This window comes from Veillonella sp. AF13-2 (genome assembly GCF_003603295.1).
Classification (GTDB): Bacteria; Bacillota; Negativicutes; order Veillonellales; family Veillonellaceae; genus Veillonella; species Veillonella parvula_E.
Genome location: NZ_QTMT01000001.1, coordinates 200,960 through 222,528, shown reverse-complemented (window position 1 = coordinate 222,528; position 21,569 = coordinate 200,960). Strand labels below are relative to the sequence as shown.

At 38.7% G+C, this 21,569-nt stretch carries 20 protein-coding genes, 1 tRNA gene and 1 other RNA gene; all 22 read right to left on the bottom strand.

From position 1 onward, the window contains the following. Positions 1–152 precede the first annotated feature (152 nt). Positions 153–965 (bottom strand): NlpC/P60 family protein, encoded by an 813-nt coding sequence (locus DWV85_RS01005; RefSeq protein WP_004696370.1) that lies wholly within the window; start codon positions 963–965, stop codon positions 153–155. An 84-nt stretch (positions 966–1,049) separates the two neighbouring features. Next, positions 1,050–2,060 carry a glycosyltransferase family 2 protein gene (locus DWV85_RS01000; protein WP_004696372.1) on the bottom strand — a complete coding sequence of 337 codons (1,011 nt, stop codon included), beginning with the start codon at positions 2,058–2,060 and terminating at the stop codon, positions 1,050–1,052. Positions 2,061–2,436: 376 nt separating this feature from the next. Further along, a complete protein-coding gene (locus DWV85_RS00995; RefSeq protein WP_060919166.1) occupies positions 2,437–2,814 on the bottom strand; it encodes a hydrogenase expression/formation C-terminal domain-containing protein in 378 nt (125 codons plus the stop codon). Positions 2,815–2,882: 68 nt separating this feature from the next. Continuing rightward, the gene (locus DWV85_RS00990; protein WP_060919167.1) at positions 2,883–3,461 is read right to left on the bottom strand and encodes a HyaD/HybD family hydrogenase maturation endopeptidase; all 579 of its coding nucleotides are present in this window, start codon (positions 3,459–3,461) and stop codon (positions 2,883–2,885) included. Continuing rightward, positions 3,454–4,263, bottom strand: a complete 810-nt coding sequence (gene cybH, locus DWV85_RS00985; RefSeq protein WP_004698529.1) for a Ni/Fe-hydrogenase, b-type cytochrome subunit — start codon at positions 4,261–4,263, stop codon at positions 3,454–3,456. The genes DWV85_RS00990 and cybH overlap by 8 nt, the downstream gene beginning before the upstream one ends. A gap of 14 nt (positions 4,264–4,277) precedes the next feature. Continuing rightward, a complete protein-coding gene (locus DWV85_RS00980) occupies positions 4,278–6,179 on the bottom strand; it encodes a nickel-dependent hydrogenase large subunit (protein WP_123137835.1) in 1,902 nt (633 codons plus the stop codon). Further along, on the bottom strand, positions 6,179–7,318 hold the full coding sequence (locus DWV85_RS00975) for a hydrogenase small subunit (RefSeq protein WP_060919169.1): 1,140 nt from the start codon (positions 7,316–7,318) through the stop codon (positions 6,179–6,181). Before DWV85_RS00975 ends, DWV85_RS00980 begins: the two co-directional genes overlap by 1 nt. A gap of 273 nt (positions 7,319–7,591) precedes the next feature. Beyond that, the gene (locus DWV85_RS00970) at positions 7,592–7,921 is read right to left on the bottom strand and encodes a thioredoxin family protein (RefSeq protein WP_004698670.1); all 330 of its coding nucleotides are present in this window, start codon (positions 7,919–7,921) and stop codon (positions 7,592–7,594) included. A gap of 57 nt (positions 7,922–7,978) precedes the next feature. Continuing rightward, an RNA gene (gene rnpB, locus DWV85_RS00965) (RNase P RNA component class A) lies at positions 7,979–8,329 on the bottom strand. Positions 8,330–8,378: 49 nt separating this feature from the next. Continuing rightward, on the bottom strand, positions 8,379–9,482 hold the full coding sequence (locus tag DWV85_RS00960; protein ID WP_123137834.1) for a Nif3-like dinuclear metal center hexameric protein: 1,104 nt from the start codon (positions 9,480–9,482) through the stop codon (positions 8,379–8,381). Between the two features lie 15 nt (positions 9,483–9,497). Beyond that, entirely contained in the window at positions 9,498–10,229 is a 732-nt protein-coding gene (locus tag DWV85_RS00955) for a class I SAM-dependent methyltransferase (RefSeq protein ID WP_123137833.1), read from the bottom strand. A 192-nt stretch (positions 10,230–10,421) separates the two neighbouring features. Then, a tRNA-Ile gene (locus DWV85_RS00950) sits at positions 10,422–10,496 on the bottom strand. 65 nt (positions 10,497–10,561) lie between these two features. Then, entirely contained in the window at positions 10,562–11,125 is a 564-nt protein-coding gene (folE, locus tag DWV85_RS00945) for a GTP cyclohydrolase I FolE (RefSeq protein WP_123137832.1), read from the bottom strand. A gap of 81 nt (positions 11,126–11,206) precedes the next feature. Next, entirely contained in the window at positions 11,207–11,953 is a 747-nt protein-coding gene (locus DWV85_RS00940) for a radical SAM protein (RefSeq protein WP_123137831.1), read from the bottom strand. Further along, positions 11,940–12,278 carry a 6-carboxytetrahydropterin synthase QueD gene (gene queD, locus DWV85_RS00935; RefSeq protein WP_004696395.1) on the bottom strand — a complete coding sequence of 113 codons (339 nt, stop codon included), beginning with the start codon at positions 12,276–12,278 and terminating at the stop codon, positions 11,940–11,942. The genes DWV85_RS00940 and queD overlap by 14 nt, the downstream gene beginning before the upstream one ends. 205 nt (positions 12,279–12,483) lie before the next feature. Then, the gene (gene rpoD, locus DWV85_RS00930; protein ID WP_004696398.1) at positions 12,484–13,644 is read right to left on the bottom strand and encodes an RNA polymerase sigma factor RpoD; all 1,161 of its coding nucleotides are present in this window, start codon (positions 13,642–13,644) and stop codon (positions 12,484–12,486) included. Between the two features lie 28 nt (positions 13,645–13,672). Then, positions 13,673–15,445 (bottom strand): DNA primase, encoded by a 1,773-nt coding sequence (dnaG, locus tag DWV85_RS00925; RefSeq protein WP_004698524.1) that lies wholly within the window; start codon positions 15,443–15,445, stop codon positions 13,673–13,675. Positions 15,446–15,700: 255 nt separating this feature from the next. After that, complete coding sequence (gene rny / locus DWV85_RS00920) at positions 15,701–17,302, bottom strand: ribonuclease Y (RefSeq protein ID WP_004696400.1); 1,602 nt, start codon at positions 17,300–17,302, stop codon at positions 15,701–15,703. Positions 17,303–17,420: 118 nt separating this feature from the next. Beyond that, a complete protein-coding gene (locus tag DWV85_RS00915; protein WP_123137830.1) occupies positions 17,421–17,864 on the bottom strand; it encodes a regulatory protein RecX in 444 nt (147 codons plus the stop codon). A 2-nt stretch (positions 17,865–17,866) separates the two neighbouring features. Continuing rightward, a complete protein-coding gene (recA, locus tag DWV85_RS00910) occupies positions 17,867–18,907 on the bottom strand; it encodes a recombinase RecA (RefSeq protein ID WP_004696404.1) in 1,041 nt (346 codons plus the stop codon). A 4-nt stretch (positions 18,908–18,911) separates the two neighbouring features. Beyond that, a complete protein-coding gene (locus DWV85_RS00905) occupies positions 18,912–20,159 on the bottom strand; it encodes a competence/damage-inducible protein A (protein ID WP_123137829.1) in 1,248 nt (415 codons plus the stop codon). Between the two features lie 37 nt (positions 20,160–20,196). Then, positions 20,197–21,543 (bottom strand): 30S ribosomal protein S12 methylthiotransferase RimO, encoded by a 1,347-nt coding sequence (gene rimO, locus DWV85_RS00900; RefSeq protein ID WP_123137828.1) that lies wholly within the window; start codon positions 21,541–21,543, stop codon positions 20,197–20,199. Positions 21,544–21,569: the final 26 nt, after the last annotated feature.

The following is a 21,569-nucleotide window of genomic DNA, read 5'->3' as shown; positions in this document are numbered from 1 at the left end:
ATATAATTTTAAAGCCATATTTTTTACAATAAAAGTAAAGGTCAAATTTAGTCAATGCTAGTTAAATCATAAATAATAAACATAAAAAGAGGTTATACAAATCAACAAAACAAAATTGATTCGTATAGCCTCTTTTATAGCTAGTTATTAAATTAGCGTACAACGCGTTTTGCGCCGATGTAGCGTTCGCCCCAATAGCCAGTATCAAGGTCTGCTACTGCAACACCACGACTGGAAGTGGCGCTGATGAACTTGCCATCGCCAATATAAATACCGGAGTGAGATGGACCTGGTTCATAAGTTTCGAAGAATACCAAATCCCCTGCTTTCAAGTTCGCACGAGAAACTTCAACACCTACGTTATACTGTTCATCTGCCAAACGCGGTAAAGAAATACCTTGTTTTTCAAATACATATTTAACATAACCGGAGCAGTCAAATCCACTTGGAGTTGTACCGCCAAATACATATGGTACACCACGGTATTTGTCAGCTTCTGCCAAGATTGCGTGAATGCTACTAGGTGTTTCATTTTTCGTAATATTGTTTAATTTAACGTTCTTGCCATTAATGGAATGACCAGCGATACGACGGGATGTCGCATTACTGTTTGTAAAAGCGGATTTCGTTGCTACTGCTTTAGTCGCTGCATTTTGGGTCAATACTGCCTTCGTAGAACGAGGAGCACCCATCAATGCATTATACGTAGCAGGGCCTACGATACCATCCACCGGAAGGCCACGATCTTGTTGGAACAGACGAACTGCCCACTTCGTTTCCTTACCATATACACCATTTTTATCTGTAGCATTATAGCCGTGTTTAATTAGTTGTTGTTGAACCGCTGTAACACTTTTGCCCTTATCACCATATTGTAATGTTGTTGCGCCAACCATGGCTGTTGTGGCACACACAAAAGTTAATGTTAATGCCGTTATTTTAACCTTACTATATTTTGACTTCATATGCTTCCTTTCCAAAAAACTTTTAAAGTAAGTTATTTATTCAAAATATACTAACCGTCTATTTATTTGCATTCACAAATACAGCTAGTCTTCTTTGCTTTTGTTAGTATAAGCCTCTGGTGCCATAAAAACATCTGCACTACTTGGTCCGAGTAACGGAGCCTCTTCATGCTCTTCAAAATTTATAGCTGACTTAACCCAATACAAAGGCCGTTGCTTTACCTCTTCAAAAATACGACCTACATACTCGCCAATAATTCCCAGTCCGACGAGTTGAATTCCACCAATAAACAAGATTGATACGCCCAAGGTTGTCCACCCATTCAAAGCTTGTCCTGTAAGATATACATACAAAAGATGTAAAATGAGCAAAAAGCTCATTCCACCACAAAGTACTCCTACATACAAGGCGGCCCGTAAAGGCACCCTTGAAAAAGCAGTTACACCATCGAGAGCAAATCGAATCATTTTACGCACACTAAACTTTGAGACACCTGCAAATCGAGGTGGTGCCACAAAGTGCAACTCTGCTTGTCTGTACCCTAAGGCGCCGACAATACCGCGCAAAAATCGACCATGTTCTCTGAATCGTTTCAACGTGCCCAATGCTTTACTATTCATGAGGCGGAAATCGGACCCACCTTCAACAATAGGAACATCGGCCATTTTGTTCATCAGTTTGTAATAATACTTAGATGTGAAAGATTTAGCCCAACTAGCGTCATCAGTTGAATCGCGTATGGTACGCACCACGTCATACCCTGATTCCCACAACCGAACTAGTTCAGGAATCAATGCAGGTGGATGCTGCATATCACCGTCCATTGTAATGACTGCATCGCCATGAGCATAATCAAGTCCACATGTAAGTGCCGTTTGATGCCCAAAGTTACGAGCCAGCAATAACACTTTGACATGTTTATCATTGAATGCAATTTCACGCAGTATCATAGCTGACGAATCACTAGATCCATCATCCACGAAGATTAATTCATAATCATACGTGAGACCTGACATAACATCAGTTACAGCTTTATAAAAGTTCGCTATATTTTCCTCTTCGTTATATACAGGCACTACAATAGAAAGTAACATAAATCCTCCAAAGTATTTTACTCACATATTTTATGTTAATTAGTAAATTAAGGCAAATGCTAAAGGTTAACAATAGGCCTAATAATGTTTATAAAGCCAGTAAATAAGCTATTTCTCTGTAAAACACCAATGAAACACTTCATTTATCCTTTATATAAGCTAAACGAATTAATTTCATATGAATTTATTCGTAAAACTACTTAATAAAGTAATTTATAAAAAATATTTATTTTATTAATATAGAAATAAATATGATTATTTCTGGCTTTATCAACTATTAATCAAAAATATATATGAATTTTTATCATAAAATTATCAAAAACGCCTAATTTCATCTATCTTTCATGAAAAAGAGACCCGTTAAGGGTCTCCTTTACTATAATCCAGCAGCATCAATCCAAGATTGTAAATCTTCCTCCGCCAGTTCCATATCTTCTATATAAGCACCAGCTACAACTGGATATTTAGCGACCTCTACTGTATGTAAAATGGAATCATCGCGACCATTTTTATAAGTTCCAATCCAGATTCCAGAAAATTGTGATTCATACCATTCTACAGGTTGATCAGTTTCATTAAAGTTAATCGTAATATAACCGCGTCCAAGTGTTTCTAATACTTCAACTTGTTCTTCCTCTGTTAAACCTGTTTTTTCAATATAAATCGAATATGTCTCACCATTTTCACGCAAATTCTTTAGAGCCAAACGCAACTCATTTAAAACGGCGCGAACATTACCATAATTTTCAATCATAAATACTCCTATACAGAAACTATCTTTACATTCTATAAGCTATCTATACATTATATGAAATTTCCACTTTATGCTTTAGGCTCAACTGTTACGCCCCATTCTCGTAGGACATGCAAAATACGTTTTTTAACCTCAGGCAAGGCACATTGTACCGGCTCGCTAGGTTCAAAACCAATTTCCAATGATTCCGGTTCTACACCAATAACCACTGCATCTTCTAATGGATCTTCTTGAATAGCACGGATGCGTAAAATATCTTGCATTCCTACTTCATGTACAGAAATATGTTCCGTAAAATATTGTTCCAATTCCTTATGAGGAAATTCATATATAGTTCCTGGAGCATCTCCACCATTAATAGCGTCTACAAGAAGAATTTTCTTCATACCACGCATATACGTGAGTAATTCCATCCCCATAGTGCCACCATCAATAATGGAAATCGGAGGTGTAAATGTGAAAGATTCTTTCAATTCTTTTACTACATGAACACCTAATCCCTCATCGGTAAGCAAAATATTACCGACTCCAAGTAGGACAATTTCATTATCTCCATCATCATAAAGGCTATTTAAATCAATACGCGGACCCTCTGAGTCCGCGTATTGTTCCAAGCCACTGATGATATCAGTACTTGTATTAGTCATTTTCTTGTAATTCTCTTTCTCTAGGATCATTAGGATCACTTGGACGATATGTAGTACCAGATGGTTTATCAATACGTTCCCCACGACGACGTTTACCATTGAGGTCTTCAATATCAATTGGGTCATGAGCGTAATATTTCATGCCCGAAACCATAGCAGATACTTCGCCGGATTCCTCCATAACGTCTTCTCGAAATGCCATATACACGTGAACAATAGTAAAGAACAAGAATCCCCACGCAATGTAGTGATGGATAACATGGACTTTATATTCACCACCAAATAATGTAATCACTGGTGCAAATAAAGTTCCTAGAATACCATTAGGATTAACCATCGAATACATTGCAAAACCCGTTAAGATTTCAAAGAAGAACATAATGTATACCATCATATACGCAGTTCTAGCTAAAGAATTACGAAGCCAATGATGTTCATGTTTTTGAGGAATCATTAAATAGTGCAATGTTGTTTCTTTAAGACCGTACCAATACCGTTTTTGACGGAATTTAGGTAATAATCTATCCCCTCGGTTCCAAAGAGCGCCTGCAAAACGGAAGATAAAGGAGAATGTTAAGATAACACCTGCAATGAAATGAATACGCCGCATAGTTTCCATAGAGAACCAGCCATCAATAGCAAAAGTTGGTTCAGGGTTACCCGTAATCGCAGCAAAGCCTGGATCACCAATATATAGTCCTGTCCAGAATAAAGCCGTTACACTAAGCACCATAGTCCAGTGGAATATGCGCAGCCATAGACTAAATACGACATACGCCTTTTTGTCAGTATGTATTAACATAAGCCCACCACCCTTTATTTACACAATGCATCTGTATTGACGGAAACAATTTTTTCGCCTTTTTTATTGTATAAATGGGTTGCACATGCGAGGCATGGATCAAAGGAGTGAATTACCTTCAAAATTTCAAGTGGTTTATCTGCAATTTTTACATGTGTATCAATCATGGAATCTTCATAGGCACCATGTTCATTAGCTGCAGTTTTAGGGCACGCATTCCATGTAGATGGTACGATACATTGATAGTTTGCAGAGCGTCCATCTTTAATATGTATCCAATGACCCAAACCACCACGAGGCGCATCTACAAGACCAACACCTTTAGCATCTTTATCCCATGTGTTTGGCTCAAATTTAGTCATATCTGCTACTGTAGTATCACCATTTTTGATATTAGATACAAGTTTGTTAAAGAAGTATTGACTAATATTTGCTGCCACTTGTGCATCAAGGCCACGACATGCTGTACGTCCCACCATAGTAGTCATCCATACATGAGCTGGTACACCCAATACTTGTGATACTGTATCTATTTGACGAACAATCATAGATTCAGCCCAAGTTGGGTCTTTGATTATGCCTTGTTTTACTTTTGTATACACAACAATATATTTTGCTAATGGACCAACCTCTGCAGTTTTACCTTTGAAAGTTGGAGATTTAATCCAAGAGTATTTTTTATCTTCATCAAGGAATTCCCATTTTTCTTTTGTACCAGATTTAGGACCCGTAAATTTAGGATCAGTAACACCTTCAATAGGATGAAGTGTTTTTGTTCCGTCTGGATATGTAAACCAGGAATGATCAACCTCTTCACTAAGGTATTGAGGATCCATAAAATCTTTACCTTCTAATGGGATAAATGTTGCTTTATCTACGCCTAACGCAAAGTTTTCAACAACGCCATTGGAACGAACAATACATTTCTTATGATAGTCACCATTAGAAGTGCCTGTGTATGTATCATCTGGATAATCACCATAAGACATAACGCGTTTCTTAGCAAGACCACCACCATCGATCATACCTTTTTCTACATAGATTTTGCCAATAGCTAGTAAATCTGGTAAATAAAAATTATCTACTAAGTCTTTAGCTAGCGCAATAGACTGTTCAACAGCGCCTAGGCGTTGTGTATTGATAGGCGCATTCATATCATTCATCGAGATAGAACATGGCATGCCACCTACGATGTAATGAGGATGAGGGTTTTTGCCACCAAACACAACGTGAGGAATTACAATATCACGTTGACGATCAAGGATATTCAAGTAATGGGATACGGCCATCAAATGAACCTCTGGTGGCAACAAATTATAATCAGGATGATCCCACCATTGAGCAGAAAAAATACCTAATTGACCAGATTCAACAATTTTCTTAACCTTTTGTTGTACTGCCGTAAAGTATGCTGTAGTGGCTTTAGGGAACTCTTTAGGATAGGCTGAGTCTTTTGATGCTGTTTCAGCAGGTGCTAAACTGCTCACATTATACGTAGCCAATACATCATTTTGTAATTGTGCGGTTTTAGCAGGGTCAGCGCTAAGAGCAGCTACTGGGCTAACCCAGTCAAGGGCATGTAAGTGATAGAAGTGTACGATATGATCATGCACATCTAGACTACTATGCATAATATTACGTATATAGTTTGCATTTTTAGGAATTGTAATACCAATTGCATCTTCAACAGCTCTTAACGAAGCCAAGGCATGTGTTGTAGTACATACGCCACAAATACGTTGTACGAACGCCCAAAGGTCACGAGGATCGCGGTCTTTAGCAACAAGTTCGATACCGCGCCAAGCAGTACCAGAAGACAATGCATCCTCTACTTTACCACTCGCTTCATCAACTTTTATTTCAACCCGTAAATGACCTTCAATACGGGAAATCGGATCTACTACTACGCGTTTCATTAGTGACCTCCTCCATTATTATGTTTCTCTTCATCCCATAAGCCTTGTTCTTTTAAGCGTTTTTCTTCTTTCATATCAAGAATTTTATTACGCGTAAGAGTTGCTGCACCATGAACGATAACCGCTGCAGTAGCGCCAACAGCAGCTACTGTACCAATTGTATCCGCAGTTGTGATGGTATTAGCTAATGGAATATCTGGTAATCGTTTGTAGAATACGTCATTATCCCAAAAGCCCTTTTCAGAGCAACCAATACAGCCGTGACCGGATTGAATTGGATAAGACAAACCATTCCACCAACGTAAATTACCACAAGAATTATATGTTTGAGGTCCACGACAACCTACCTTGTACAAGCACCAACCAGATTTGGATGCATCATCGTCGAATTTTTCAACGAAGAGTCCAGAATCAAAGAAGGCACGACGGTAGCATGTGTCGTGAATACGATTGCCATAAAATTGTTTAGGACGGCCTTGAGAATCAAGAGGTGGAATTTGACCAAATAATGCATAGTGCATGATTACGCCAGTCATAACCTCTGGAATTGGAGGACAACCAGGAACCTTGATAATTGGCTTGCCAGATACAACGGAAGATACAGAAACTGTATTTGTTGGATTTGGTTTTGCCGCCTGTATGCCGCCCCAAGAAGCACAAGAACCATATTCTATAATCGCCGCAGCTCCTTTAGCTGCTTCTAATAAGGATTCTTTAAACGTACGTCCACCTACTGTACAATAAACACCATCTTCATCAAGTGGTACGCCACCTTCAACAGCCAAGATATATTTACCAGCTTTTTCTTTGATGATTTTTTCTAAATGTTCCTCTAATGGTGCACCAGACGCTGCCGACAAAGTATCATCATATTCTAAAGAGATCATGTTTAAAATAACATCAGAAGTAAAGGGAGAGGATGAACGGATAAAAGATTCACTACAACCAGTACATTCATGACCATGCAACCAAATCACCGTAGGTAATTCAGTTGTTTCGGCAGCCTTAACAACGGTGTCTAACATCGTTGGAGGTAGTCCTAAAATAGCAGTGAGTGCTACACAGGATTTCATAAATGTTCGTCGACTCAAACGGCGTTCTTGGAAGAGTGTCCACAAACTATTTATACGATTCTTCATGGAATATAGCCTCCTTACAACAACTTTGCGCAATATAATCATATTACTTAATAAACTACAACGTTTATGATGGAAATCATTTTATTAGCGTCCTCTATCAGTTTGACGAAGTTCAACCAACATGATGACAATCATATTTCTACTATTTTATTATATCACTTAATATTTTTTAAAACTATGAATTTTAACAAAAAAGCTGTATATAAGAAATTAACTTTCCTTATATACAGCCTCATGTTATTCATTTCCTAAGAATTCCTAGTTATTAATTAATCAGATAACTTCCTTTATTAGAGACTCAAGCATATCTGCTTTTTTATAGCCCACAAGGGAATCGAGCATTTTGCCATCGCGGAAGAATACTAAGGATGGAATACCATCAACATCTTCTTTTAACAAAATACCGCGAAGATTTTTATCTTCTGCATTAACACTAAAGAATTCTACTTGACCTTTTAAACGCTCTGCTACGTCTTCAATCTCTGGGCGCATAACAGTGCATGGTTCGCACCAACCAGCCCAAAAATCAACAATAGCTAAACCTTTAGCGCCAAGCACTTTCTCATCAAATTCTTGTACACTAGTAATTGCTGTAATTGCCATGAAGTTCTCCTAACAAAGATCTACAATCTTATATACTATCAATTATATGTTAAATATAGAAGCAAGCAATCAATAAGCCGAGTTCTGTTCCGCTTGCGCGGTGACGATTATCTTTCTAGGCGTACAGTCGCCTGCACGCTCGAGCGACACAACCCGGAAGGTAGGCGGGACCACCCTTAACCCTTCCCTATTCGGTCTTGCTCCGGATGGGGTTTACCGAGCCAGCCTGTTACCAGACTGCTGGTGAGCTCTTACCTCACCTTTCCACCCTTACCACTTACGTGGCGGTTTCCTTTTCTATGGCACTTTCCCTAAGGTTACCCTCGCCAGACGTTATCTGGCATCCTGCCCTATGGAGCTCGGACTTTCCTCGAGTCTTATAGACTCGCAACCGTCTTTCATACTTGCTTCAATTCAGTTTATCATAGCTAACAATTTGTTGCAAGAAAATGCATCATTACACAAAGAAGAAATCATTTTGTTCTGTGAAAGCTTTCACAGGAACAGTAAGCCCTGCAGAGATTAAATAGTCACGTAAACCATATGCCACTATAGACTCAGTTCCAAAATGCCCCGCATCAACTACGAGTAAGCCTAATTCCTTAGCCATTTGCGCCTCATGATACTTCACATCACCTGTAATATAGGCATCTACATGTAACCGGGCAGCATCCTTAATAAATTCTGCACCTGCACCAGAGCATAGAGCAATGGATTGAATCGCTTTCGGCACAATACCAGCAAAACGAATGTTAGCATCAGGCAACGCTTCTTGTACCCATTCACGGAAAGAATCTAAGTTTAATGCATTAGGCAAGCGACCTACCCGTCCTAGATATTGAGTTGAACTAGTAGGCTCGACTATATTCAAAACCTCATAAGCAACTTCTTCATATGGATGAGCAGCTTTCATAGCCGCTACGACTTTGCTTAAATACGTACCATCAACGATAGCATTCACTTGTACCTCAGGAACCACTGTCAAAGCGCCAGCTGCCCCAATGACAGGATGAGAATCTTCATTACCAACAAAGCGACCTTCCCCATGGATACTGAAACTACAATGCTTGTAATTGCCAATTCGGCCTGCCCCTGCATCGCCCATCGCCAAACGAACCTCATCAGCCGAGCTTTCAGGTACAAAGGTGGTCACCTTATAAAGCGCCTCTTCACCAGTTTTAATGAAGCCCTTAATATCAATAAGTCCCAATTGCTTCGCCAACATATCATTGAGACCGCCTGGAGCGATATCAAGATTTGTATGAGCACTATATACGGCAATCTTATGTTGAATCAGCTTATTAATCGTACGCCCTTGAGCAGTATCACATGATATCTGTTTCAATCCTTTAAAGATTAATGGGTGGTGGCTAACAATTAAATTACAATTTTGTTCAATAGCATATTCTACGGTTTCTTCTGTTACGTCTAACGTAGTCACTACACCTGTAACAACTACATTCCGATCGCCCACCATTAAACCTACATTATCCCAAGACTCTGCATACGAATGCGGTGCTAATTGCTCCATCAAGGTAATAACTTGTTGAACCGTTATCATACAACTCACTTCTTTCTATTTATTCTCTAAAAGATTACGAAGAAAATTAACTTCCTGCTCTAAATCCTGATATTTATCAGTATGATTTAATTTCTCTGTCATATCATCTAATGCACATTGTCGTTGATATATTAAATACTCTATATATTTCATCCAAAGTGGTGGTCTATCTTGTTCCAATAAAGCCCCTACAGACCACAACAAGGAGTCTTCCGGTAACGATTGATAAATATCTACATATTCAGTCATACCTGTATAAGCTTCCACGCAATCATTGCGCACGGCTAAAAATGCTGTATAGAGCTTACCAGCATCTTCTACGATGATTTCTAGAACGATAACATATCCCTTTTGAACCATATATTGACGTAATTCTTTTTGTCCATTCTGTGGTTGGAGTACATAGAACTCTAATGGTTCTGGGCCTGCATCTACAATATCCCGCATTAAAAATCCACCCATACCACAACAAATGGCGCCGTTCAACTCGCCCTTTTCTGTCACTTTAAGACCATCGCCTAAACGACAATCTACTTTATCGGCTAGTCCACAAGACTCAACATATGATCTTGCAGACTCTAACGGACCTTTATGTACATCACCGGCAATGACATATTCAGCGCGTTGACGGTTGATGAGCTCTACCGCTAAATAGCCATGATCGGTACCGATATCGGCAATGGCATGAGCCTTTGGTACGATTGAGAATACCGCTTCTAGGCGGTCCATCATAGGTCTAGGTTCCATAACTTCCTCTACTATCACTAATTATTTATTCGTAATTACTAATTCTTGATTATTTTCTTACTTATTTGTTCTCGTTTATATATGTCTAAATACAATACTATTCTGAAATAATATCTATTATGTTGCCTCAAAATGAGTTACATATAAAAATAACCGCCCTTGAAATCTCAAGGACGGTGGATATCAACATAATGGTGGGCCCACCTGGGTTCGAACCAGGGACCGACCGGTTATGAGCCGGTTGCTCTACCCCTGAGCTATAGGCCCTCAGTTAGTTTCTAGCTTATTAATTATACCGAATAGACTATCATTTAGTCAAGGCAACTCAAATCTTAAGACTGTTTCATTAGCATAAAACGGTGAATCATATGATCTTCGTTAAATACGCCTTTAGTAGTTAGTGTAGTCGTTTGGCTATCTGTAGATTTAATACCTCGTGCACTCATGCAGCTGTGAGACGATGTAATGTGCACAATAACATCATCAGACCCTGTCGCTAAAGAAATTACTTCCGCAATATCTTCACCAATTTTTTCTTGTAGTTGTAAACGCTTGCAGCACATTTCAGCTATGCGGGGAATCTTAGATAAACCTATGACACGACCTTTTGGAATGTACCCAATACTGATACTCATATTATACATCAATGCCATATGATGTTCACAATGAGAGAAGCAAGTAATATCCTTTACTACTACCATTTGATTTGTATCTACAGCGAAGGTCTTACCATACATTTCTGCAATCTCAGCATTTGTATACTGAATGCCTTCATATACCTCTTCCATCATTTGAGCCACCCGTTTCGGTGTTTCTAACAAACCGTCCCGATTAGGATCCTCACCTAATGCTTCTAACAACTGATATATAAGCGATTCTATTTTTTTTGTATCCATATTTACCCCTTTATATCAAGATTTCATCAGGCCTCATATCATACCATAGAAAAGATACTGATACTACACAGCCTAACAATACTATACACCCTTTGCATCTGGATCCCAGACAAATTTATGGATTTGCAGTTGGAATCGTACATTCTGCAAATTATATGTTTTCATATAATCGATAATCGATGCCGCCTCAATCTGTCCCCATACAGGCGATACATATATTTGAGCCACTGTAGAATATTTACTAATTATGCGACGCATACAATCCAAATCTTCTGGAGAACCAACGACAAACTTAATCAAATCACGTTCTGTAGCCACCTTGAATATATCTATATTCATAGACTCTTCGGCTAAAGAGGACGGTGTTTTATAATCGTAGGTAAACCACACATTATCTCTATGAAAGCTCGGTATAATCGTGCCATTTGTTTCAATATTGAAATCATAAGGACTATTATTAGGCCTCTCTCGTTTATCTACATCTTTATCTACATCATTAATACGAATTAAATCACTTTGACTTGATGGACTGTTTTGTATCTTTAAAGCCTTCCGACGATTTAATTCATCAATTAACTCTACAACAGCAGCTTCTTGTAATAGAGGCTCCCCACCAGTAATAGTAATGCGATGATTGCCTAAGCTTTCAATAACATCAGCCACCTCAGCTACAGTCATCTCTGTGAAAACACTATCAATGCCGTAGCTATAAGTCGTGTCGCAATAGGAACAGCGAATATTGCAATCATGAAGGCGTAAAAATGTAGTCAGCAAGCCTTGCCGACTACCTTCCCCATCAATAGAGGCAAAAATCTCAATCACGTTCATAAATAGCTGTGTTCCCTTCAGATTCTTGAACCTCTACTTTAAAGCATTTTGGGCCCAATTCATCAGCGATCCATTTTGCCATATTCTCCGCAGTAGGATTTATATCGCCTAGTACATCGTTGATATGGCGATGGTCCAATCGACCATGAATTTTTTCTTTAATAATCGTAAAGTCGATGACCATCCCATTATGATCTAACTCTTCAGAACGTGCATGAACTGTAATAATCCAATTATGCCCATGAAGATTTTGACATTTACTCGGATAATCTAGTTTTAATTGATGAGATGCACTCACCTCTAACCGTTTAGTAACTGTAAACATTATATCTCCTATCTATTACATAAGCGTTTAACTTATATCTATTAAATAAGACTTATCGCTATTACATGAAACCCTTGTCTATTACGTAAGTCTTATCATAAAATGCTTTTTATTGTAAGATATTACCATTTTTTATTATAACACAAAAGGGTTGTAATACAGTGCTATACAACACTGCATTACAACCCTTAAGAGATTCAAAATCTTATAAGAAGTCTTTGATTTTATCACGTTTACCGCGGTTGCGCAATTTAGTAAGCGCTTTACCTTCAATCTGACGAATACGTTCTCTTGTTACATTGAAATGTTGACCAACTTCTTCCAATGTGCGAGGCTTACCATCCTTCAACCCAAAACGTAAAATCAATACTTGTTGCTCACGATCAGTCAAGCATGTAAATACATCTTCAATCTGCTCTTGCAATAAAATATAACTAGCTGCATCGTCTGGAGCAATTGCATCTTGGTCCTCGATGAAGTCCCCTAAATGGGAATCTTCCTCTTCACCAATCGGAGTTTCCAAGGATACTGGCTCTTGGGCGATTTTCTGAATTTCACGCACCCGCTCTACAGTAATTCCCATACCTTCAGCAATTTCTTCTGGCAATGGCTCACGACCTTTGTCTTGCAACAATTGTCTAGAAATACGAATCAATTTATTAATTGTTTCTACCATATGTACAGGAATACGAATCGTACGAGCTTGGTCTGCAATAGCACGCGTAATCGCTTGACGAATCCACCATGTAGCATACGTCGAAAATTTATAACCTTTAGTATAATCGAATTTATCTACCGCTTTAATCAGACCTAGGTTACCTTCTTGGATTAGATCCAAGAACAACATACCGCGACCTACATAACGTTTCGCGATACTTACAACTAATCGCAAGTTAGCATCTACCAATTTTTTCTTAGCCTTTTTGCTAAGTTGAATATCTTTATATGTAGCATCCTCTTGTGCACCAGCTTCGATTTGCTTAGCTAATACGATTTCTTCGTCAGCTGAAAGCAATGGTACGCGACCAATCTCTTTTAGGTACATTCGTACAGGGTCATCAATATTAACACCAGAATCAACACTTAAATCGATAGAAATTTTCTTCTCGCTAGAAACTTCGTCTTCATCTTCATCCGTTTCAATTGTATGACTATCTGTATCATCAGCATCAATATCTGCCACAATCTCAACATTCAATTTACCCAAAGTCGTATAAATATCATCTAATTGTTCCGCAGTAATTTCCGTCTGCTCATGAAGAGCATCTGAAATCTCGGATTGTGTCAACACACCGCTCTTACGGCCTTTTTCAAGAAGTTGCTCAACAATCTCCTCTATTTGACTTTTTTGTACTTTCTTAGCCACAGCGCTCTCCTTTTTAACCATTAATGATTTACTTAGACCATTCTCTAATTAAATTCTGTATTTCCTGACACTTATGTAATTCGCTAATAAACGTCGAATCTCCTGCTCGTTTTAATTGATCCGCCATAATTGAATGCGCTTTATACTGTTCACGCAATGAATGGAGCCTTATCTTGCGGATTAATGCAGGCACTTGTACCTTATATTCATCGTCACTCATGACGACCAACCTAGAGTAAATATCGTATTCTTGAGAAGATAAAACAGATTGAATTGCAGTTTCATCTAGACGACCTTCGGACTTATACAAGGTGAATAGCTTTTCTATTATACCTCGATATTCAATTTTTTCAAAGTCCTCTAATGGCAAATAGCTCATCATATGTTGTAATACTTCGCCATCTGTGAAAGCTAAGGACAATAATTTTTCCGCATCCCCCTTTGGTAAGTCCTGTGTTGGCAAAGGTGTTGATGCAGTATCCACTAATTCAATTTGTCCTTTTTTTACATAATCTCTAAAATATCTAAAAATAGTACTATTATCAAGCCATAATGGTAATGCCAATGTTTTTAAAGCATCATCTCTCTGTGTTTGACTATCTATATTTGCAATATATGGGAAAACATCTGCCATAACAGCCTGCTTCCCTTCTGTATCATTTGTATCGTGTTTAATCAAAGACTCACTTAATAGATAATCAAGAGGTTTAACAGCTTTAGCAACTAACTCCTTAAATGCCTGTCCCCCATGATTACGCACATAATCATCTGGATCTTTACCGTCTGGCATGGCAAGGACACGCACCTTAAAATCCGTATTTTGCAATAATTCAATAGCCCTAGCAGCCGCTTGACGACCAGCACCATCCATATCATAAGCTAACACGATTTCTTCAGCTTGCCTCATTAAGATATGCCCATGATCTCTTGTATAAGCAGTCCCCAATGATGCGACTACATTAGTAACACCATGATTATGAGCGGATATAACATCCATATAGCCTTCTACAAGAATAGCTTGTTTTTCCTCACGAATAGATTTATAAGCCTTATCAAAGGCAAATAAGAGTTTACCTTTTTCAAAGATTGATGACTCTGGAGAGTTTAAATATTTTGGTGTACTATCATCCATAACGCGTCCACCAAAAGCAACTACTCGCCCTTTACCATCCATAATGGGGAACATAATTCTATTTCTGAAGAAATCATAAAATTGACCCTTTTGGTTCTTTCGGACAAGATTCAACTCTAAAAGAATGGAATCATCAATGCCACGCTCATGAAAGGCACGATATAACTTATCCCAACCATCAGGAGCAAAACCAAGCTTAAATGTTTCTATGGTCTCTTGTGTGAGCCCTCGCTTTTTCAAATAATCTAATCCCACTTTACCAATAGACGTTTGAGTGAGACAGTTATGGAAAAAGGTAGCCGCTAAATCAGAAGCTTCATACAGTTTTTTGCGTCTTTCATCTCTAGCTCTTTGTTCAGGTGAAAGTTTCGCCTCTGGCAATGGAATATTAGCTCGATTAGCTAGCCGCTCTAGGGCTTCTACAAAGGTTAAATGCTCTAATTCCATAAGAAATTTAATAGCATTTCCTGATGCATGGCACCCAAAGCAATAATAAAAACCCTTTTCAGGGGCTACACTAAAGGATGGCGTTTTTTCATTATGAAATGGACAACAACCCCAATAGTTCTTGCCGCGTTTCTTTAAGGCTACATGCTCGGATACAACTGACACGATATCATTAGCATCTTTGATTTGTTCAATCAACTCATTTTCAAAATATCGGCTCATAGCCAACGCCTCCTTCCCCATATATATATTAATTCTATATACAAATAAAAAATCCTCTATTTGTAAAGCATTTCAATCAATTAAATTATTAAAAAAGTATAAATAACTTGATACGAATCATAGGAATCATCATCTACAACGCAATGTAAATGATGATTCCTATACGCCGTATATAGCAATATATAATTACCGAAACTTTGATAACAATAGGCTGCAATGAAAACATTGCAGCCTATACTTATCGCTTATAGCATATTATTTTGCGTAATCCACAACGCGAGTTTCACGAATAATTACGACCTTAATTTGGCCTGGATATTCAAGTTCTGACTCGATGCGTTTTACGATATTCCGAACAAGTAATGTAGACTCAGCTTCATCAATCTTATCCGGTTTTACTACAACGCGAATCTCACGACCGGCTTGAATAGCAAAACATTTTTCAACGCCTTCGAAGGATTCAGCGATTTCTTCCAATTTAGATAAACGTTTTAAGTAGTTTTCTAATGTTTCTCGACGTGCTCCTGGACGGGCAGCGGAGATAGCATCAGCGGCAGCTACTAATACAGCTTCTACAGTTTGGAACTCTTCATCACCATGATGAGCACCAATACAGTTAATTACTGCTGCACTTTCACGATATTTACGAGCCACATCAACACCGATTTGAACATGAGAACCTTCAAGTTCACGGTCTAATGCTTTACCAATATCATGAATCAAACCACCTCGTTTAGCCAAAGTTACATCACAGCCTAGTTCAGCTGCCATTAAACCTGCTAAATGAGATACTTCAATGGAATGTTTCAATACATTTTGACCATAACTAGTACGATATTTCAAACGGCCTAAAATCTTAACAATTTCAGGATGTAAGCCATGAACATCAGCTTCAAATGTCGCTTGTTCACCAGCCTCTTTAATAGTTTGGTCCACCTCTTTACGAGCTTTACCAACCATTTCTTCAATACGAGCTGGATGGATACGACCATCTACAATCAATTTTTCCAGCGCAATACGAGCCACTTCACGACGAATTGGATCGAAGCCGGAAAGAATAACTGCTTCTGGTGTGTCATCGATAATCAAATCAATACCTGTTAATGTTTCGAGTGCACGAATGTTACGGCCCTCACGACCGATAATGCGCCCCTTCATTTCATCATTAGGCAATGCCACTACGGATACGGTAGTTTCCGCTACATGGTCAGCTGCACAACGTTGGATAGCAGAGGAGATAATTTCTTTCGCTTTCTTCTCCGCTTCATCCTTAGCTTGCTGCTCCATTTCCTTAACCATAATCGCCGTTTCATGACGGATTTCTTGTTCCACATTCGTTAACAAGATATTTTTTGCTTCTTCGAACGTCATGCCAGAAATACGTTCCAATTCTGCCATTTGTTTTTCATACAAAGCTTCTACCTTTTCACGGCTTTGGGCTAAGTCAGCTTCTTTGCGATGTAAAGCTTCCTCTTTGTGCTCAATATTGTCTAATTTTTTATCCAAAGATTCTTCTTTTTGAAGAATACGACGTTCCATACGTTGAAGTTCAGAACGACGATCTTTATTTTCTCGTTCTACATCAGAACGGAGCTTATGAATTTCTTCTTTCGCTTCTAATAAAGCTTCTTTCTTTTTAGACTCAGCTGTGCGTTCACCATTTGCAATGATGCGAGCAGCCTCTTGTTCAGCTTGATTCAGTTTTCCTTCAGCAATATTTTTTCTTAAAAAATAGCCTACCCCTAGTCCAATCAGTACCATTACCACTGCAATTAGACTATACTCTAAAATTTCTTTCACCTCCTTTTTATTTCTCAAAATTGAGCTTTCATGCTCCTTTTTATGCCCTTTATGCATTAAATTATCAATTAGCCATATCATCATATAAATAAATAAGGCTATTATTAATTTTAGACTTCAAAGCCCTTTCTGTCAAGATTTTACAAGCCTACCAAGGCCTCTCAAAAAGCAGAATTTATTCATAAAAATCATTGCATACAACTTGAATTGTGCTTGTTGAGAACCCCCTGTATTTGAGAAAACTAAAAACTTTTACCCGAGGAGTCTTCTCTTCATTGAGAATAGATCCAAATTTTTTTTCTACCACCCGATAAGCAGCTTTTACCTCATCATAAGCAGAAATTTCTTGAGGAATCGCAAGTCCTCGAAGTTTCATTTTTTGCTTAATCATATAAACACCGTATTTCTGTTCTTTCATCAAATAGGCTAATACCTGCTCAGATAAACGTTCATCATTAATGTAATCATAATCTTTAAGGCGCTCAAGGACCCTCTCAATGATAGGGTCCTCGAATTGTTTACGTCTCATTTTTTGCGTCAGCTCATAAGAACTAAGGAAGCGCTGAGCTAGGAAGCGATACGCTTGATCCATAGCAGCTTGCATCGTTTCGTCACTCATGATTATACTTCTTCAGTTACTTCTTCACCAATTACATCGATTTCTTCAGTGCCAACAGCCAATGTATCACGAATAATGCGATCGATTTCATCAGCTATTTGTGGATTCTCTAACAAATATTGTTTAGCCGCTTCCTTACCTTGCCCCATACGTTCCCCATTATAGGAGTACCAAGCACCAGATTTATTAATAATTTCCATATTTGTACCAATATCAATAAGTGTGCCAGTTTTAGAAATACCTTCGCCATACATCAAATCAAATTCAGCTGTCTTAAATGGAGGTGCCACCTTATTTTTGACAACTTTGACTTTTGTTCGAGCGCCAACATTTTCGTTGTTTGCTTTAATTAATTCCCCTTTACGAACATCAAGTCGCACGGAAGAATAGAATTTCAACGCACGACCACCAGTCGTTGTTTCAGGATTACCGAACATAACACCTACTTTTTCACGCAATTGGTTGATGAAGATAACAACTGTTTTGGATTTACTGATGATACCAGTCAATTTGCGCAAAGCTTTACTCATCAAACGAGCTTGTAAGCCTACGTGAGCATCGCCCATTTCGCCATCGATTTCCGCTTTAGGCACCAAAGCCGCTACGGAGTCAACTACAACAATATCTACTGCACCACTGCGAACAAGAGCTTCTGTAATTTCTAGAGCTTGTTCTCCATTATCTGGTTGAGAAATCAACAAATTATTGATGTCTACCCCCAAGTTGCGAGCATATACAGGATCCATCGCATGTTCCGCATCAATAAATGCCGCAATACCACCTTGTTTTTGAGCTTCTGCTACAGCGTGAAGAGCGACTGTTGTTTTACCAGAAGATTCTGGACCGTAGATTTCAATTACACGACCACGAGGGAAGCCACCTACACCAACAGCAATATCGATAGCAAGAGAACCAGAGGAAATCACCTCTACATTCATGCGATCTGCCGCTTCACCAAGACGCATAATAGCACCTTTACCAAAATCTTTTTCAATTTGTTTTAACGCGTTATCCAACGCTGCTTGTCTGCCATCTACAGCCATTATTTTATTTCCCCTTTTCTGTTATATAAGTATAAACATAGTATAGTGCTAGCTCTGCCGCACTTTGTCTAATATCTTCTCGATTGCCAATTAAATTAGCTTTATGGGCCACTGTGCCATATGGACCAGTAACACCAAACCATACAAGACCAACAGGCTTTTCTCGAGTACCACCTCCAGGACCAGCTATGCCTGTCGTAGAAACGGCATATGTTGTTTGGCCAACAGTTCGTGCCCCCTCTGCCATAGCCTTAGCCACTTGTTCACTAACAGCGCCATACGCATCTAACATATCTTGTGGTACACCTAAAACACGATGTTTCACATCATTACTATACGAAATGACACCACCCATATAGTACTCACTACTGCCACTGACATTAGTCAGTAATTTACCAACCAATCCTGATGTACATGATTCAGCAGTACTAATAGTACTATGTTCCTCTAACAAGGTTCGACCTAATGTTTCCTCCATAGAAATTGTTAAGTTGCGCCCTATGCGAGAGCCTAAGCGTTCTCGTATGATTGCATCCCAAGGATTAAGCAGGTCTTGTGCCGCTTCTAATGTTTCAGCCTTAGCAGTGATACGAACCTCAATGTAGCCTTTTTTAATGAGCAAAGCTATGGTCGGATTAGATTGCTTCTTAATTAGATCCATCAAGGTGCTTTCTAAATCAATTTCACGAATATCATATACGCCATAACGATAGGATGTAACAACACCTTGAGAACCAAATCGGCCATTTAAATAAGGAACTACGCTCTCTTGGAACATGCCCTTCATTTCTCCAGGAGGTCCAGGTAAAAGTATGTACGTAGTGTCGCCATCTTCAACGACGACACCTGGAGCAACTCCAACAGGGTTATATAATACTTTCGCCCCTTCTGGTAATTGTGCTTCTCGCCGACTCGCATCGGGTATAGTACGGTTTACACTTTTAAAAAACCTTTCAAGCTCGTTCATGGCCTCTTGATTAAACACAATAGGTCTGCCAATTGAATCGGCAAGTACATTACGTGTAATGTCGCCCTGCGTAGGTCCTAGCCCACCAGTACTAATAACGATATCAGCCCTTGTACTAGCGAGCTGAAAAACTTCAGCCATTCGTTTCGGATTATCACCTACCACCGATTGATGGGCAATGGTATATCCTAATTTATTTAACTCTTGTGCTAGCCAAGATACATTCGTATTTACTGTATCACCTAGCAATAATTCTGAACCTGTAGAAATAAGTTCTACAATCATCAGATCACCTCCACAATCGAATGTATCGAACTGTGTATTATTCTACAACCGTAGCTACTACATCATAAGCAAAGCCTTGCTCTACTTGTACCTTAAGAATATCACCAGGTTGAATGTCTTCACCGCAGTCTTCAATGTACATATTACCATCTACATCAGGTGCTTGAGATTTCAATCGACCTTTTGCAAGCAAGGTGTTATTCTCGCCTTCTTCGATTTCCTCTACCATCGCATAATCAATGGTACCTTCTAAATTGCGATTATTCTCTTCAGAGATAGCAGCTTGGATGGACATAAGAACGTGATAACGCTCTTCTTTGACCTCTTCTGGTATTTGGTCTTCACGAGCACCAGCTGGTGTACCATCTTCTTGAGAATACGTAAATACGCCCATATTATCGAATTTGATTTCTTTTACAAAGTCACAAAGTTCCTCAAATTGTTCATCTGTTTCACCAGGAAATCCAACGATGATAGAGGTGCGCAATGTAATATGAGTCGGTGCATTTCTAATCTTCTTAAGCAAGCGCTCAATATCATTGCGATCGTCTCGGCGATTCATTTGTTTTAAAATATCGTTATTAACATGTTGCAATGGAATATCTACATATTTACAAAGCTTTGGCTCATTAACGATAATATCTAACAATTCATCAGAGAAAAATGTCGGATATAGGTATAGCATGCGAATCCATTCTATGCCTTCTACAGTTGTTAATTCTTTTAACAATGTCGTCAATAATGGTTTACCAGCATTAAGGTCGATACCATAGTTCGTTGTATCTTGAGCGATAAGGACAACTTCCTTAACCCCGGTCGCAGCCAATCGTTCCACTTCAGCCTTAATAGACTCGATAGTACGACTGCGGAATGCACCGCGTACCTTAGGAATAATACAGAATGTACACCCGTTATTACAGCCTTCTGCAATTTTTACATATGCACTATAACGAGGTGTTGTTTGAATACGAGGCATGCGCTCATCATAGATATTCGTAATATTTTCCATGATACAACTGCGATTGCCGTGCTCAATAGCATCAACGGCTACCATAACTTGATCCCATGCACCGGTACCGATTAATGCATCAATTTCAGGAATTTCTTGGAATAATTCATCCTGATATTGTTGGCTAAGACAACCTGCTACGATAAGGCCCTTACAAGTACCATCCTCCTTATATTGGGCAACCTCAAGGATGGTATTTATAGACTCAGCCTTAGCTTTTTCAATAAAAGTACAGGTATTTACAACGATAAGATCTGCTTCGCTTAAGTCTTCTGTAATCGAATAGCCATTATCTCTCAATAAGCCTAACATTACCTCTGTATCTACTAAATTTTTAGCACAACCTAGGCTAACATATCCTAATTTTTTCCCCATTCTATATCCTTTCGTCACTAGATTCT